Source organism: Pseudomonas sp. B21-023 (assembly GCF_024749165.1).
Lineage (GTDB): Bacteria > Pseudomonadota > Gammaproteobacteria > Pseudomonadales > Pseudomonadaceae > Aquipseudomonas.
Map to the genome: position 1 here is coordinate 169,557 of NZ_CP087190.1, position 15,206 is coordinate 184,762.

At 65.0% G+C, this 15,206-nt stretch carries 15 protein-coding genes and 1 tRNA gene; 12 read left to right on the top strand and 4 right to left on the bottom strand.

Features of this window, described 5'->3' with window-relative positions; genetic code table 11:
- Positions 1–2: 2 nt before the first annotated feature.
- Positions 3–1,325 carry a nodulation protein NfeD gene (locus tag LOY42_RS00820; protein WP_372241263.1) on the bottom strand — a complete coding sequence of 441 codons (1,323 nt, stop codon included), beginning with the start codon at positions 1,323–1,325 and terminating at the stop codon, positions 3–5.
- Positions 1,326–1,442: 117 nt separating this feature from the next.
- On the opposite strand from LOY42_RS00820, the gene LOY42_RS00825 reads away from it, so the two are divergent.
- From LOY42_RS00825 to LOY42_RS00835, 3 genes are all read left to right on the top strand, one after another.
- Entirely contained in the window at positions 1,443–1,901 is a 459-nt protein-coding gene (locus LOY42_RS00825; protein ID WP_023629227.1) for an aminoacyl-tRNA deacylase, read from the top strand.
- Between the two features lie 59 nt (positions 1,902–1,960).
- Positions 1,961–2,203 carry a DUF2789 domain-containing protein gene (locus tag LOY42_RS00830; RefSeq protein WP_023629226.1) on the top strand — a complete coding sequence of 81 codons (243 nt, stop codon included), beginning with the start codon at positions 1,961–1,963 and terminating at the stop codon, positions 2,201–2,203.
- A gap of 70 nt (positions 2,204–2,273) precedes the next feature.
- The gene (locus tag LOY42_RS00835; protein WP_102683508.1) at positions 2,274–2,912 is read left to right on the top strand and encodes an NADH:ubiquinone oxidoreductase subunit N; all 639 of its coding nucleotides are present in this window, start codon (positions 2,274–2,276) and stop codon (positions 2,910–2,912) included.
- A gap of 6 nt (positions 2,913–2,918) precedes the next feature.
- Here the strand turns inward: LOY42_RS00835 and LOY42_RS00840 are convergent, their stop codons facing one another.
- Entirely contained in the window at positions 2,919–3,356 is a 438-nt protein-coding gene (locus LOY42_RS00840; protein ID WP_110697101.1) for a CBS domain-containing protein, read from the bottom strand.
- 323 nt (positions 3,357–3,679) lie between these two features.
- Entirely contained in the window at positions 3,680–5,410 is a 1,731-nt protein-coding gene (locus tag LOY42_RS00845; protein WP_198754957.1) for a dipeptidase, read from the bottom strand.
- Positions 5,411–5,629: 219 nt separating this feature from the next.
- Here LOY42_RS00845 and LOY42_RS00850 point away from each other — a divergent pair, with 219 nt between their 5' ends.
- Complete coding sequence (locus tag LOY42_RS00850; RefSeq protein WP_258599684.1) at positions 5,630–7,480, top strand: DUF3857 and transglutaminase domain-containing protein; 1,851 nt, start codon at positions 5,630–5,632, stop codon at positions 7,478–7,480.
- Between the two features lie 93 nt (positions 7,481–7,573).
- Here LOY42_RS00850 and LOY42_RS00855 read toward each other — a convergent pair.
- Positions 7,574–7,650: transfer RNA gene (locus LOY42_RS00855), tRNA-Arg, on the bottom strand.
- A gap of 212 nt (positions 7,651–7,862) precedes the next feature.
- Between LOY42_RS00855 and LOY42_RS00860 the strand changes: the two genes are divergently transcribed.
- The 8 genes from LOY42_RS00860 (at position 7,863) to LOY42_RS00895 (ending at position 15,139) form a co-directional block, all read left to right on the top strand.
- Positions 7,863–8,612: a GntR family transcriptional regulator gene (locus tag LOY42_RS00860; RefSeq protein WP_102683504.1), complete on the top strand. Its 750-nt coding sequence runs from the start codon at positions 7,863–7,865 to the stop codon at positions 8,610–8,612.
- Positions 8,609–10,333, top strand: a complete 1,725-nt coding sequence (locus LOY42_RS00865) for a fumarate reductase/succinate dehydrogenase flavoprotein subunit (RefSeq protein ID WP_102683503.1) — start codon at positions 8,609–8,611, stop codon at positions 10,331–10,333. Before LOY42_RS00860 ends, LOY42_RS00865 begins: the two co-directional genes overlap by 4 nt.
- A gap of 149 nt (positions 10,334–10,482) precedes the next feature.
- Positions 10,483–10,728, top strand: coding sequence for a ferredoxin family protein (locus tag LOY42_RS00870; RefSeq protein ID WP_008096634.1), 246 nt, complete (start codon positions 10,483–10,485; stop codon positions 10,726–10,728).
- Positions 10,729–10,852: 124 nt separating this feature from the next.
- Entirely contained in the window at positions 10,853–12,259 is a 1,407-nt protein-coding gene (locus LOY42_RS00875; protein WP_139674471.1) for an ABC transporter substrate-binding protein, read from the top strand.
- 15 nt (positions 12,260–12,274) lie between these two features.
- The gene (locus tag LOY42_RS00880; RefSeq protein WP_102683501.1) at positions 12,275–13,051 is read left to right on the top strand and encodes an ABC transporter permease; all 777 of its coding nucleotides are present in this window, start codon (positions 12,275–12,277) and stop codon (positions 13,049–13,051) included.
- The gene (locus LOY42_RS00885; RefSeq protein ID WP_110697111.1) at positions 13,051–13,902 is read left to right on the top strand and encodes an ABC transporter ATP-binding protein; all 852 of its coding nucleotides are present in this window, start codon (positions 13,051–13,053) and stop codon (positions 13,900–13,902) included. The genes LOY42_RS00880 and LOY42_RS00885 overlap by 1 nt, the downstream gene beginning before the upstream one ends.
- The gene (locus LOY42_RS00890; protein WP_102683499.1) at positions 13,899–14,864 is read left to right on the top strand and encodes a HEAT repeat domain-containing protein; all 966 of its coding nucleotides are present in this window, start codon (positions 13,899–13,901) and stop codon (positions 14,862–14,864) included. The genes LOY42_RS00885 and LOY42_RS00890 overlap by 4 nt, the downstream gene beginning before the upstream one ends.
- Positions 14,864–15,139 (top strand): gamma-butyrobetaine hydroxylase-like domain-containing protein, encoded by a 276-nt coding sequence (locus LOY42_RS00895; RefSeq protein WP_139674465.1) that lies wholly within the window; start codon positions 14,864–14,866, stop codon positions 15,137–15,139. Before LOY42_RS00890 ends, LOY42_RS00895 begins: the two co-directional genes overlap by 1 nt.
- Positions 15,140–15,206: the final 67 nt, after the last annotated feature.

Below are 15,206 nucleotides of genomic sequence, written 5' to 3' on the forward strand. Positions count from 1 at the left end.
GTCTACTCTCCTTGCGCCGTGGGCGCAGTGGCGCTGACCTCCAGGGTCACGCCATGACGGGCCGTCACTCGCACGTGCTGGCCAGGTTGCAGTGGTGTCGCACACTGCACCTGCCACTGTTCGCCCTGGGCCTGTGCCGAACCGCAGAACGGGTTGTCGGTGCGCACCTGCGTCACCGTGACCAGGCTGCCCACCAGCCCGGCATCGCCGCTGACCAGGGCGCGCCGGCGCGCTTTCACTGCCATGCCCAGCACGCCGCCGAGCAACAGCGCTGAGAGCACTGCCAGGCTGATGATCAGCGCCAGCGGAATGCCGAAGCCGGGGGCGTCGGTGTCCATCAGGATCACCGCCCCGACGACGAAGGCGACGATGCCGCCGAAGCCGACCACGCCGAAGCTGGGCAGGAACGCCTCGGCGACCATGAACGCCACCCCGAGCAGGATCAACGCCACCCCGGCATGGCTCACCGGCAGCAGTTGCAGGGCATACAGCGCCAGCAGCAGGCAGATGCCGCCGACCACGCCGCCGACCCCGGAGCCCGGGTTCATGAATTCGAACAGCAGGCCGTACACGCCGATCATGATCAGGATCAGCGCCACGCTGGGGTTGGTGATCACCGCCAGCAGGCGGGTGCGCCAGTCCGGCAGGTGTTCGGTCACGCTGGCCTCATGGGTGCGCAGTTGCACGGTCTGGCCAGCGACGAGCAGTGACTTGCCATCGAGCTGGCGCAGCAGGTCGGGGAGGTCAGCGGCGACCAGGTCGATTACCTGCAAGCGCTGGGCTTCGCTGGCGGACAGGCTGACAGCCTCGCGCACGGCCTTCTCCGCCCAGTCGGCGTTGCGCCCGCGCAGCTGGGCCAGGCCACGGATGTAGGCGGCGGCGTCATTGACCTGTTTGCGTGCCAGTGTGCCTTCTTCGCTGTTCGTGGCGGGTTGTTCAGCTTTGCCGGGAGCGCCGACCTGGACTGGCGTCGCGGCGCCGAGGTTGGTCCCTGGGGCCATGGCCGCGATATGGCTGGCGTAGAGGATGTAAGTGCCGGCGCTGGCTGCCCTGGCCCCACCCGGGGCGACGTAGGTGGCCACCGGCACGGGGCTTGCCAGGATCGCCTTGATGATCTGGCGCATGGCGCTGTCCAGCCCACCGGGGGTATCGAGGCGGATCACCACCAGTTGCGCGCGTTGTGCCTGCGCCTGGTCCAGCCCACGCAGCAGGTAGTCGGCGCTGGCCGGGCCGATGGCATCATCGACGCTCAACAGCCATACATTTGCGCCAGGCGCGCTCTGGCCACCCGGCGCGAAGCCGAGGATCAACAGCAACAGCAGCATGCGCCAGCGCTGGGCGATCACCTGTCGTCACCTCATGCAGACCTGTCCTTGAAGTTTAGCCGTGCCTGCCGGGTCACGGCCTAAACTTGAGGGTGGGGGCAAAACCGGAGGTGCATCATGCGTATGGCCAAGACCCTTCAGCAGCGCCTGGACCAGGCCAACTGCGACTACGACATCATTCCCCATCCCCACTCGGCCACCAGCCTTGAGTCGGCGCGCACGGCCGGCGTACCCGCCGAGCGGGTCGCCAAGTCAGTGATGCTTGATGACCGCCATGGCAACTTCATCATGGCCGTGCTGCCGGCCAACCGGCATCTGGACATGACCGAGGTGCGCATGACCGGCGCCTGGCAGCTGACCCGCGAAAGCAACCTGCCGAGCCTGTTCGGCGATTGCGAGCGCGGCGCCATCCCGGCCCTGGGCGACGCCTACAACATTCCCATGCTGCTCGACCGGAGTCTTACCCGCCAGGGCGATGTCTACCTCGAGGCAGGTGACCACGATCATCTGATCCACATGAGCATGGAGCAATACTTGAAGCTGGTGCCGCACGCCGAAGTGCGCGAACTGAGCTGATGCTCGCAACCAACGCCGGGTTGGCGTCGTGGACGACCCGCCCGGCCCGAGGAGGAATCATGGAAGCACCGAACCATCCATTTGCCGACCTGTTCAAGCAACTGGGGCTGGCGGACGATGCCACCAGCATCGACCAGTTCATTACCACTCATTCGCCGTTGAAGAATGAGATCAAGCTGGTGGACGCACCGTTCTGGACCGAGGCGCAAAGAACCTTTTTGAAGGAAAGCATCATAGAGGACGCCGATTGGGCGGTACCCTTCGACCAACTCAACGAAGCGCTGCGTCGCCCCCGCAAATAAAGCGCCGAGCGGCACCTGATGGGTGATCGGGCCGTTGCTATGCTCAGGTAAAACAAGAGGGGATGGCGCGATGAAAGATCCCTACGCACCAGGATTCTGGTGCACCGTGACGATCCTGGGCACCCTGACCGCCGGCTACTTCTACGGTATACGGCACACCCACCAGATGAACCAGGCCGTGCAGTTTCTCTATGCCGCCGCCGCCGTTACCGCGGCGGTGGCGCTCTGCGGCCTGGCCTGGATCGCCTGGCAGCATTTGCACCTGAACAAGCGTGAGGTGGCCCAGGGGCGAACGTTGCTGACCATCTGGAACACCAAGGTCGCCCTGCGCCGGGTCGAGACGGTGTTCGACCGCTACTTCTGGGGCAGCTACTGGCACTCCGGGCGCACCTTCGAGGAGGTGATGGGCGAGCTCAAGGGCACACCGCTGGAGCAGAGCCTCGACGCCCTCAAGCGCCAGTGCCGGGAACTCGACCGCGAGGTGCACGACCACCACCATCACTGGCTGGCCAATGCCCGCGACTTGTCCAGCGTGGCCACGGCGATGGCCCGCGAGCGCTATCAGCTGGACCTGTGCGATGCCCCGGTGCGCGAGGGCGGCAATACCGCCGTGCTCAATCGCGATCTGGAAGTGCTGGTGTACACCTGGTCGGCGCGCCTGCGCAGCTTCGACCATCAACTGGACGAGCTGGAGCGCGCTTACCACTGAGCGGGATCATTCGCCGCGGATGTATTGCTCAAGCTGCAGGATCAGGTTGGCCTGCTCGGCAATGGTTTCCTTCACCAGGTCGCCGATCGACAGCAACCCCAGCAGTTTGCCGTTGTCTACTACCGGCAGGTGGCGCAGGTGGCGGTTGGTCATCAGGTTCATGCAGTACTCGAGGTTCTGCTTGGGCTCCACGGTGACCACCGGCGAACTCATGATTTCCCGTACCGGCGTGGCAGCCGACGAGCGTCCCTTGAGTACCAGTTTGCGGGCATAGTCGCGCTCGCTGACGATGCCTACGACCTGATCGTTTTCCATCACCGGCAATGCACCGACGTTCTTCTCCGCCAGCAGCTTCAAGGCATCCAGCACCGAGTCATCAGGGCCTATGGTGTAGACGGTTTGATGCTGGGACTTGGCTTTGAGGATTTGTTCGACGTTCTTCATACGGGCCTCGGTGGGTGAAAAAGCGCTGTGTCGGAGTAAATAAAGCATCCGGCACGGCGCTCTGCACGGCAATGCAGGAAACGGCATCGAGGTAATTGAAAAACGTCATCGGTCAATCGGGGCTGCTGCGCCGCCCAATCGCCGGCAAGCCGGCTCCCACATCGATCGCGCCATCTTCAAGGTCAGCGCTGTACCTGTGGGAGCCGGCTTGCCGGCGATGAGGCCAGTGCAAGCAACACAAGACTGTTGCTTGCAGCGGCAGTTCTCCAGGGGCTGAGGGCGCTAGCCAGTGAAAGGGCCGCAAAGCGGCCCTTTGAGAAGGCTCAGAGCTTCGGCATCTGCCCGATCCGCGCCACCATCTCGCTGACGATCTGCAGGTCGAGCATGAACTGCTCCACGGTCTTGAACTCGTTGTCGTTGTGCCCGGTGTACTTCACATCCGGCATGGCCAGGCCGAACTGCACGCCGTTGGGCAGGTCGTGCACCGAGGTGGCGCCAGCGGAGGTGCCGTACTCGTGCTTCATGCCAAGGTTCTCGCTGGCCACGGCCAGCAGGGCCTTGACCCACTCGCCTTCGGGGTTGCGGTACATCGGCTCGTCCATGGTGTAGTCGAAGGCCACCTTGGTCTGGCTCTTGGCAACCCAGCTGTCGAGCTTGCCGGAGATCTCACCCTTGAGGGTGTCGAGCGACTTGCCTTTGGGAATGCGCAGGTTCACCGCCAGCTTCAGCGCCTTGTCATCCAGGCCGACGAAGGTCAGCGAGGTGGTCAGCGGGCCCATGAAGTTGTCCTTGAAGCCCACGCCAAGCTTGTTGCCCAGGTAGTCCAGGCCCCAGTTGTCGGCGGCGTAGCGGGCGGCGTCGGTGATGTGGTTGTGCTTGAGCGGCACCTCCTTGCCCAGGCCATTGAGGAAGTCGAGCATGCGCGCCACCGGGTTGACCCCGGACTCGGGCTCGGAGGAGTGCGCCGACACGCCGGTCACGGTCAGCAGCACCTGCTTGCCGTCGACCTTGGCGTCGATGCTGAAGTCACCACCATGGCGCTTGACGTAGGCCGCGCCGGCTTTTTCCAGGGCCTTGGCCAGCTCGGCCGGCTTGTCGCCGGTCAATGTCGCCACCGAGCTGCCGGGGATCTGGTTGGTGGCCAGGCCGCCGGTGAGGTTGATCACCTCGGCGCCTTTGCCATCACCGGCACGCTTGGCGAAGGTGGCCATGACGGTGCCATAGCCCTTCTCGGCGATCACGACCGGGTAGCCGCCGTCCAGCGCGAGGTTGTAGTCGGGGGTGGCGTTGCGTTCGAAGTAGTAGGGAATGGCGTCACCGGTGGTTTCCTCGGTGGTGTCCACCAGCAGCTTGAACTGGCGCGCCAGTGGCAGCTTTTCGTCCTTGGCTACTTTCAGCGCGTAGAGCGCCACGACGATGCCGTTCTTGTCGTCCTCGGTGCCGCGGCCATACATGCGGTCGCCCACCAGGGTGACCTTGAACGGGTCGAGCTTGGTGCCGTCCTTGAGCTTCCAGTTTTCCGGTGTGACAGGCACCACGTCGGCATGGGCGTGGATGCCGATGACTTCCTTGCCCTCGCCGAGGGTTATCTCGTAGACGCGGTTGTCGATATTGCGGAACTGCAGGCCGAAGCCCTCGGCCAGGGCCTTGATCTTGTCGGCGATCTTGAGGAAATCCGGGTTTTCGTGCTGCGGCACACCCTCTTTGCGAACGGTCGGGATCTCCACCAGCTCGCGCAGGGTCTCCTTGGCGGCCTTGCCGTACTTGATGCGGGTGTACAGGCCCAGCAGGCGGTTGATCTCGTCCTGCTGCTCGGCAGCCAGGGGCTTGCCGGCCAGGTACAGCTTGAGGGTGTCGTCCAGCTTGTCGGCCTTGGCCAGGTCGCTGCCGGCCAGCTTGCCGAGGAACTGCTTGAAGTCGGCCGGGTCGCTGCCGTCGTAGGCCTTGATGATGGCGGCGGACTGCTGCTGGGAGAGGTTGGCCTGGGCCGGGATCGAGAACATGGCCACGCTGGCCAGCAGGAGCGATGCGGCGGATAGCTTGGTAAATGGCATGGGTGTGCGCATTCCTTTGCAAGGGGTGGAGGGTGACCGTTTACGCAAACGGAAGATGCCCACGCTATCACCAATGACTACTGGCGCGGGAGAGGTGGCAATGTGCATTTCTGCACAAACGTGCAAGCTTTCATCTACGGCGCGGCCTGCAGCTTTATTACAAAAATGCGTATCATTAGCGTTTTATGTAATAACCCGTTTTACGAGAGAAGGATCCTCATGTTCACGTCTTACCTTGCACCCCTGGCCGGGGTGCTGGCCTTCACCCTTGCCTGCATCACGCCCGCCCAGGCCCGGGACGATGGCACCGACCACTCTGTCACCCTGGAAAAGGTCGTGCAGACCTTCACCGTGCAGGCCGACGGCAGCTTCCAGGTGGCGGTCGAGTCGATCTCGCGCATCAACGAAGAGCGGGCCATCCAGGCCAAGGCCCAGCAGCCGTTGAGCTACAACCGCTCGTACGAAACCCTGGAGGTCGACGAAGCCTTCACCCAGAAGCCCGATGGGCGCAAGGTGATGGTCGATGCCTCGCAGATCAAGGAGCAGCAGGAGCAGGCGTCCACCTACGCGCCGATGTTCCAGGACTCCCGGGTCAAGGTGGTGATCTTCCCGGAAGTGGCCGTCGGCGATCGCCTGGTGCTGCGTTACAAGCGCCATCGCAACACTGCGCTGTTCCCCGGCCACTTCGAGGACCTCACCGGCCCGGATTTCCACCCCGTGGAGCAGTTCTCGCTGATCTACGACCTGCCGGCGGATCTGCCGCTGTACGCTGATGCCCGTGGCTTCAAGGCGTCCTCGCCCAAGGCCGGCAAGGGCCGCAAGGTCTACCGCTGGGACTTCGTGCCCGCCGACAGGGCCAGGATCGAGGCGAGTGCCGTGTCCTACCTGGACTATGGCCAGTACCTCGCGGTGTCGACCTTCAAGGATTACGCTGGGCTTGCCGCCAGCTACCAGGCGCGCGCCGGCGTGGAAGTGACGCCGGCCATCGCCGCACTGGCCGAGCAGTTGACGGCGAACCTGCCCGATGCCCGGGCCAAGGCGCTCAAACTCAGCGACTGGGTACGTGAGAACATCCGCTACGTAGCGGTCTATGTCGGTGCCGGCGGGGTGGTTCCGCATTCGGCGCAGAGCGTGCTGGACAACCGCTATGGCGACTGCAAGGACCATGTCGCCCTGCTCGAGGCGTTGCTCAAGGCCGCGGCCATCGAAAGCTCGCCTGCCCTGATCAACCTCGGCAATGCCTATCACCTGCCCAAGGTGCCGACCCTGGGCGTGCTCAACCATGTGTTGACCTACGTACCGAGCCTGGATCTGTACCTGGACTCGACCGACCCGTCGGTGGCCGCCGGCTACCTGCCGCTGATGGACCTGGACAAGACGACGCTGCTGACCGCCTCGGGCGAATTCGGCAAGACCCCGGCCTCCCAGTTCGGTAAGCAGGTCGGTGAGATGCTGTTCAAGGTCAAGGGCACGGGCGCCGCGGACTTCACCGGCGCTTCGACGATCGAGGGTTGGGCCAGCGAGGTCAACCGCTATGGCGCCAAGTCGATGAAACCGGCAGATCTCGACCGTATGGTCGAGCAGGTGCTCAATGCCTACGGGCAGCGAGGTAGCGGCAAGATCCTGATCCAGCCATCGGTGGCGCCGGAGCACTTCCACAGCCAGGTCCAGGGCCATACCGAGAACCTGGTGAACCTGCCAGGGCCAGTGGGGCTTCCAGCACTGAGCAGCCTGGTCGGTGGCATCTCGCAGATGGTCTATGGTTTTGCCGCTGAAAACGAACGCACCCAGGGCTTCGTCTGCATTTCCAACGAAACGGTGGAGAAGTCGCGCTTCGAGTTCCCTGCCGAAGTAACCGTCCTGGCGACGCCCAAGGCCGTTGCCGTGAAGGAAGGAAGCTTCGACTACAGTGCCCGTTACACGCGCGATGGCAATGCCGTGGTGGTCGAGCGGCGCATGCAGTTCAAGCATCCGAAGGCGGTGTGCACGCCTGAAGAGTTCAAGGCGATGAAGCCAGTCATTGAAACCATGGTCAGGGACCTGCAAGGCCAGATCATCGTGCAGGGCTGAGGGCCGGAAACGCAAAAGCCCCGCCAGAGCGATCTGAGCGGGGCTTTTGTTTGCCGCCATCGGTGAAAACACACGGGTGGCAGCGCGAAGTCATGGCGCACTCGGCGGGATTCGAACCCACGACCCCTGCCTTCGGAGGGCAGTACTCTATCCAGCTGAGCTACGAGTGCAACGGGGCGCATGATACCCATCTGCGTTGGTGGCGTCCATCGCCTTGATATAGGAGTGTTTTTCCCTGGCTGTGCGATCGCGCGCCCGTTGCAGCGGGCTTGCCCTGCGATGCGCTCTAACCATATTCGATATCGGTATTTTCCAGGCCGGGCTTATACCCGCTATCTTCTGGTCACAACTTGTTATAACAAGTCAGCCAGCAGAGAAGACCATGGCCGAATTGCTCCCGCTTTCTCCCGTACCGCTCTACACCCAGCTCAAGGAACTGCTGCGCGAGCGCATCCTCGACGGCAGCTACCCACCGCACAGCCGCATGCCCTCGGAAAACGAGCTGGGCAAGGCTTTCGACGTCAGCCGCATCACCGTGCGTCAGGCCCTGGGCGACCTGCAGAAGGAAGGGCTGATCTTCAAGATCCATGGCAAGGGCACCTTTGTCGCCAAGCCCAAGGCGTTCCAGAACGTCAGCACCCTGCAGGGCCTGGCCGAGTCGATGACGCAGATGGGCTACGAAGTGCTCAACCGCCTGCGCAGTTTCCGCCATGTGCCGGCCAGTGCATTGGTCGCGCAGCGGCTGCAGGTCGAGGAGGGCAGCCTGGTTACCGAAATCCGCCGCGTGCGCCTGATCAACCGTGAGCCGGTGTCGCTGGAAATCACCTGGCTGCCCCAGGCGGTCGGCGAGAAGCTGGAGAAGGCCGACCTGGTCACCCGCGACATCTTCCTGTTGCTGGAAAACGACTGCGGCATCGCCCTTGGCCATGCCGACCTGGCAATCGATGCGGTGCTCGCCGACAGCGACCTGACCCAGGCCCTGGAGGTGGAAGAGGGCGCGCCGATCATGCGTATCGAGCGCCTCACCCACACCGCCGACGGCGCTCCGCTGGACTTCGAACACCTTTATTACCGTGGCGACGCGTTCCAGTACCGCCTGCGCATCGACCGCCAGAAGGGAGGCAAGGCATGAGCATCCAGACCCAGGATTACGACATCGTCGTCATCGGTGGCGGCACCGCCGGGCCCATGGCCGCAATCAAGGCCAAGGAGCAGGACAAGACCCTGCGCGTGCTGTTGCTGGACAAGGCCAACGTCAAGCGCAGCGGCGCCATCAGCATGGGCATGGACGGCCTGAACAACGCCATCATCCCCGGGCATGCCACGCCCGAGCAGTACACCAAGGAAATCACCGTCGCCAACGACGGCATCGTCAACCAGGCCGCGGTGCATGCCTACGCCACCAAGAGTTTCGAGACCATCGAGCAGCTCGACCGCTGGGGCGTGAAGTTCGAGAAGGACGAAACTGGCGACTACGCGGTGAAGAAGGTCCACCACATGGGCGCTTATGTGCTGCCCATGCCCGAGGGCCACGACATCAAGAAGGTGCTGTACCGCCAGCTCAAGCGCGCCCGGGTGGAGATCAGCAACCGCATGGTCTGCACCCGCGTGCTGCTCGATGGCGAAGGCGCCGCCGCCGGTGTACTGGGCTTTGACTGCCGCTCGGGCGAGTTCCGGGTGATCCGCGCCAAGGCGGTTGTCCTTGCCTGCGGCGCCGCCGGGCGCCTGGGCCTGCCCTCGTCGGGCTACCTGATGGGTACCTACGAAAACCCCACCAATGCCGGCGACGGCTACGCCATGGCCTACCATGCCGGGGCGGAGCTGGCCAACCTGGAATGCTTCCAGATCAACCCGCTGATCAAGGACTACAACGGCCCGGCTTGCGCCTACGTCACCGGCCCCCTGGGCGGCTACACCGCCAACAGCAAGGGCGAGCGCTTCATCGAGTGCGACTACTGGAGCGGGCAGATGATGTGGGAGTTCCACCAGGAACTCGAAGGCGGCAACGGCCCGGTGTTCCTCAAGCTCGACCACCTGGCCGAGGAAACCATCCAGAACATCGAGGAAATCCTGCACAGCAACGAGCGCCCCAGCCGTGGCCAGTTCCACGCCGGGCGTGGCACCGACTACCGCCAGCACATGGTCGAGATGCATATCTCCGAGATCGGCTTCTGCTCCGGGCATTCGGCTTCGGGGGTGTGGGTCAACGAAAAGGCCGAGACCAGCGTCAAGGGCCTGTACGCCGCCGGCGACATGGCCGCGGTACCGCACAACTACATGCTCGGCGCGTTCACCTATGGCTGGTTCGCCGGGGTGAATGCCGCGCAGTATGTGGCCGGGCGTGAGTACGCCGAGGTCGACACGCAGCAGGTCGAACGCGAACAGGCGCGGGTGTTCGCGCCCTTGCAGCGTGAGCACGGCCTGCCGCCGGCCCAGGTCGAGTACAAGCTACGCCGCATGGTCAACGACTACCTGCAGCCGCCCAAGGTGACCAAGAAGATGGAAATCGGCCTGGCGCGCTTCGCCGAAATCGAACGCGATCTTGAGCAGATGAAGGCCAACAACCCCCATGAGCTGATGCGTGCCATGGAAGTTGCGGTCATCCGCGACTGCGCCGAGATGGCCGCGCGCGCTTCGTTGTTCCGCAAGGAGAGCCGCTGGGGGCTGTACCACCACCGGGTTGATTTCCCCGAGCGCAATGATGGCGAGTGGTTCGTGCATTGCCATCTGAAGAAGGGCGAGGACGGTGGGATGACCAGCTTCAAGAAAGCGGTGGAGCCGTACCTGATCCCGCTGGATGCCGAGGAACAGACCGCGTACGACCGGCTGCGGGTGAAGGCTGACGCGGCGTGAATGGGGCCGCTGTGCGGCCCTTTCGCCGGCAAGCCGGCTCCCACAGGGTGGGCATAGCGCTTTTGTGGGAGCTGGCTTGCCAGCGATAGGGCCAGCAGCCCCGGCGATGAACCATAAAGAGGGCCAAAGGCCCCAAGGACCCCGTGAACATGGCCTACCAACCCCAGGAAATCTTCTTTCGCAGCAGCGCCCCGGTGACTATCGATGAAGACAAATGCATCGCCGAAAAAGGCTGCACGGTCTGCGTCGAGGTGTGTCCCATGGACCTGTTGGCCATCAACCCGGCCACGCAGAAGGCCTACATGGCCTTCGACGAATGCTGGTACTGCATGCCCTGCGAGAAGGACTGCCCCACCGGCGCGGTGAAGGTCGATATCCCGTACCTGCTGCGCTGAACCCGAACCCCCGCCATCCGGCCGAACCACCGGACGCCCACCTGCAATGCCCCTCGTTTCCCACCACCCCAGCCCGGTGGCGGAGACGACTCCAATACTCAAAACGATTCGAGGGGAAACACCCATGCGCCTTGTAGCAACCGTGGCCGGCCTTGCGCTGGCAATCACCGGCCTGAACGCCAGCGCCGAAACCATCCGTATCGCCATCGGCACCCAGGACACCACCATCAACTGCGCCACCGGCGGCCTGTTGATCCGCGAGCTGGGCTTGCTCGACAAATACCTGCCCCATGACGGCAAGTACAGGGACGCCCAGTATCAGGTCGAGTGGAAGAACTTCACCAGCGGCGCGCCGCTGACCAACGAGATGGTCGCCGGCAAGCTCGACTTTGGCGCCATGGCCGACTTCCCCGGCTCGTTCAACGGCGTCGCCCACCTCGACGCCGGCAAGCGCAGCCTGTTCATCAGCGTGCTGTCCGGCAGTGTGCACGGCAGCGGTAACGGCATCGTGGTGCCGGCCGCCTCCAGCGTGCAGTCGCTGGCCGAGCTCAAGGGCAAGACCATCTCAGTGCCGTTCGCCTCCACCGCCCACGGCATGCTGCTGCGCGCGATCGCCGCCCAAGGCTGGGACCCGCAGAAGGACGTCAAGATCATTGCCCAGGCTCCGGAGATCGCCGGTTCCGCCCTGCGCAGCAACCGCATCGAGGCCCACGCCGACTTCGTGCCTTTTGCCGAGCTGTTCCCCAACCGCGGCTTCGCCCGCAAGATCTACGATGGCGCCCAGGCCAACGCGCCGACCTTCCATGGCGCGCTGGTGGACGCCGACTACGCGAAAAAGTACCCGGAAGTGGTCACCGCCTACCTGCGAGCGAGCCTGGAAGCCGACCGCCTGCTCGCCGCCGAGCCCGAGAAGTACAGCGAGCTGATCGAGAAAGTCACCGGCATCGAAGCCGAGGTGAACTACCTGTTCCACGGCCCGCTCGGCCTGCAGACCCGCGACCTCACCTGGAAGCCCGAGTACCGCCAGGCCGTGGCCACCTCGATCGACACCCTCAAGCTGCTGAAGAAGACCGACCGGGGCCTGGACACCGCGCAGTTCATCGATGACCAGTACATCCGCAGCGCCTACAAGCAGGCCGGGCAGGACTACGACAAGGCCCTGAAAAATTACGACCCGCTGCCACTCAAGGCCAATGATGCCGCGACCGGCAAGCCCATCACCGACTTCAGCCGCCTGGCGCAAATCTGGGTACGCGGCGAGGACAAGGTGCGCCACTACGCCTCCCCGGAAGCCGCGCTCAGCGCCCTGGCCCAGCTGGAACAGGAGGGCAAGGATATCCGCGCGATCTACGCCCAGGCCGCCGACAGCGGCATCAAGCTGCTGGCCAACCAGGCCTGGTTCGTGCGCAACGGCCAGGGCCAGCTGGCGGTTTTCCTGCTCAAGGACCAGGCCGAGCAGTACGCCAAGGCCCATGGCGGCGAAGCGCTGGACTTCGTGCAGGCCAACCAGAAGCTGCTGGCCCAGCGCTGATCGGGAGCCGCCGCCATGACCCGTGACCTTGCGCGCTGGCCCCTGCGCCTGGCGTCGCTGCTGGCCTGCCTGCTGTTCTGGCAGCTGGCCGCGAGCCACAAGCTGGACCTGCTGCTGTTCACCTTCACCTACGTGCCCACGCCCGGCGCGGTGCTCGACGCCGCCTGGCAACTGCTGGCCTCCAATGCCCTGCTGGCGCACCTGGGCAGCAGCCTGGCGCGGGTGTTCGCCGGCTACGGCGTGGCGGCGCTGCTGGGGGTGAGCCTGGGCCTGTTGATCGGTCGCTCGAAGTGGCTGGAGGACACGCTGATGCCGCCGCTGGAAGTGTTGCGGCCGATCCCGGCGGTGGCCTGGATCCCGCTGGCGATCCTGATGTTCCCCTCCTCGGAGCTGTCGATGGTGTTCATCACCTTCACCGGTGCGCTGTTCCCGATCCTGCTCAATACCGTGCACGGCGTCGAGGCGATCGACCCGCGCCTGGTGGCCTCGGCGCGCAGCCTGGGCGCCGGGCGCTGGGCGATCCTGCGCGAAGTGGTGCTGCCGGGCGCGCTGCCGAGCATCGTCACGGGGCTGGCCATCGGCATGGGCACCTCGTGGTTCTGCCTGGTGACTGCCGAGATGATCGCCGGGCAGTTCGGTATCGGTTACTACACCTGGGAGTCCTACACCTTGCAGAACTACCCCGACATCATCGTCGGCATGCTGCTGATCGGCGTGCTGGGCATGGGCAGCAGCGCGCTGGTCAAGCACCTTGGCGCGCTGGCCACGCCCTGGATACGGAGGCGTGCGTGATGAGCAGTTATCAACAGGTGCCCGGGCGTATCGAAGCGCAGGGTTTGTCGATTCGCCTGGGCCATGGGCGTGACACCTTCGAAGCGGTGCAGGCGCTGGACTTTGCCATCGCCCCGGGCGAGTTCGTGTGCATCCTCGGACCGTCCGGCTGCGGCAAGTCCACGTTGCTCGGCGCACTGGCCGGGCACCTGACGCCGGCCGGCGGCCAGTTGTTGGTGGACGGGCAAGCGGTCGACGGCCCTTCGCCGCAACGCGGCATGGTGTTCCAGCATCACACGCTGCTGCCTTGGCTCCGCGTGCTAGACAACGTGGCCTTCGGCTTGAAGATGCAGGGGCTGGGCAAGGCCGAGCGTCGACATCAGGCCGCCGAGATGCTGCAACTGGTCGGCCTGGGTGATTTCGCCCAACGCTGGCCCAGTCAGTTGTCCGGCGGCATGCAGCAACGCGCCGAGATCGCTCGAGTACTGATCAACCGCCCGCGCCTGCTGCTGATGGACGAACCGTTCGGCGCCCTCGATGCGCAGACCCGTGCGCGCATGCAGGAACTGCTGCTGGATATCTGGGCGCGCATCCGCACCACGGTGGTGTTCGTTACCCATGACATCGATGAGGCGCTGTTCCTGGCCGACCGCCTCCTGGTGATGAGCCCCCGGCCTGGGCGTTTTATCGAAGATCTGCGGCTGGACTTCGCCCGCCCGCGGCGAGCGAGCCTGCTGACCAGCCCTGCATTCACCCACCTCAAACGCCATTGCCTGGCGTTGCTGCGCCATGAAGAAGGACGCGAACTGCCGCGCCTGACACCCTTGGGCCTGCCCGACACCGACCATCCTCCGCTGCGGATTGCGCTATGACTGAACGAATCACGGACAACCCCGACATCATCGAACTGCTGCCACGCCTGAACGCCCTTGATGCCGGCGTGCGACGCATCGCCCTGATCGAACTGGCCGACCTGGAAGACCCGGACGGCCTGCCTTGGCTCACCGATGCGCTGTTGGTCGACGCCAATGCTGATGTGCGCGCCGAAGCCGCGCGCTTGCTCGAAGCCTGGGAGGCGCCGGAAGTGGTGCAGGGCCTGTGCGCCGCATTGGCCGACCCCGCCGAGCCGGTGCGCCTGGCGGCCGCCCAGAGCCTCAGTGAGCTCAAGACCCAGGAGGCGGGGCAACTGATCCTGCCCTGGGCCAGCCATGCCGATGCCTTCGTGCGGGCCAGCGCCTTGCGCGCCCTGCGCGAGCTGCGCCTGGAGGACGCCGCTGTGCCTGCGTTGCAGGCGTTGGCGGATGTGGATGCCGGTGTGCGCCGCGAAGCGGTGGGCATCCTCGGCTGGCTCAAGCATGCGCCGGCCTTGCCCGCGCTGGCGCAACTGGCGGCCAACGAGCCGGATACCGACGTGCGCCGCGCCGCCATTGGTGCGTTGGGCCTGGCCCGGGATGCCGGTGTGCTGCCAGCGCTTATCGGCGCCCTGGCCGACGAGGCCTGGCAGGTGCGTGAAGAGGCGGCGACCACCCTGGGCAAGGTCGGCCAGGCTGCAGCGGGCCAGGCCTTGATCGCGGCGCTGGGCGACAGCTATTGGCAGGTCCGCTTGCGCGCGGCGCGGGCCTTGGGCCGGCTGCGCCATGCTGCCGCGTTGGATGGGCTGGCGCAATTGCTGGGCCATGGCATCGCCAACCTGCGCAAGGAAGCCGCACTGGCGCTGGGCGAGCTGGGTGAAGCCCGGGCATTGCCGGCGTTGCAGGCGGCCGAGGCCGACAGCGACCCGGAAGTGCGCAAGGCCGTGCGCATTGCCTTGGCGCAATTGCAAGGGGCGGTGTGATGGGCGCGCCCAGCGCCTTGCGCAACCACCGCGAACGCGGTGAGCTGCTGGTGCAGTGGGGTGAGGCTGAGCAGTTGATCAGCCACGCCCGGCTGCGCGGTGCCTGCCCATGTTCACAGTGCCGGGCAACACGGTTGAAGGGTGCGATTTCGCTGGTGGGCGAGGATGTGCGGGTGGCGCGGATCGAGGTCCAGGGGTATGGGGTGCAGCTGGTGTTCAGCGATGGGCATGAGCGGGGGATTTATCCCTGGGACTACCTGCGCAGTCTCGGTTGACCGCACCGGCCTCATCGCCGGCAAGCCGGCTCCCACAAAAGCAAGGCAATACCCTGTGGGAGCCGGC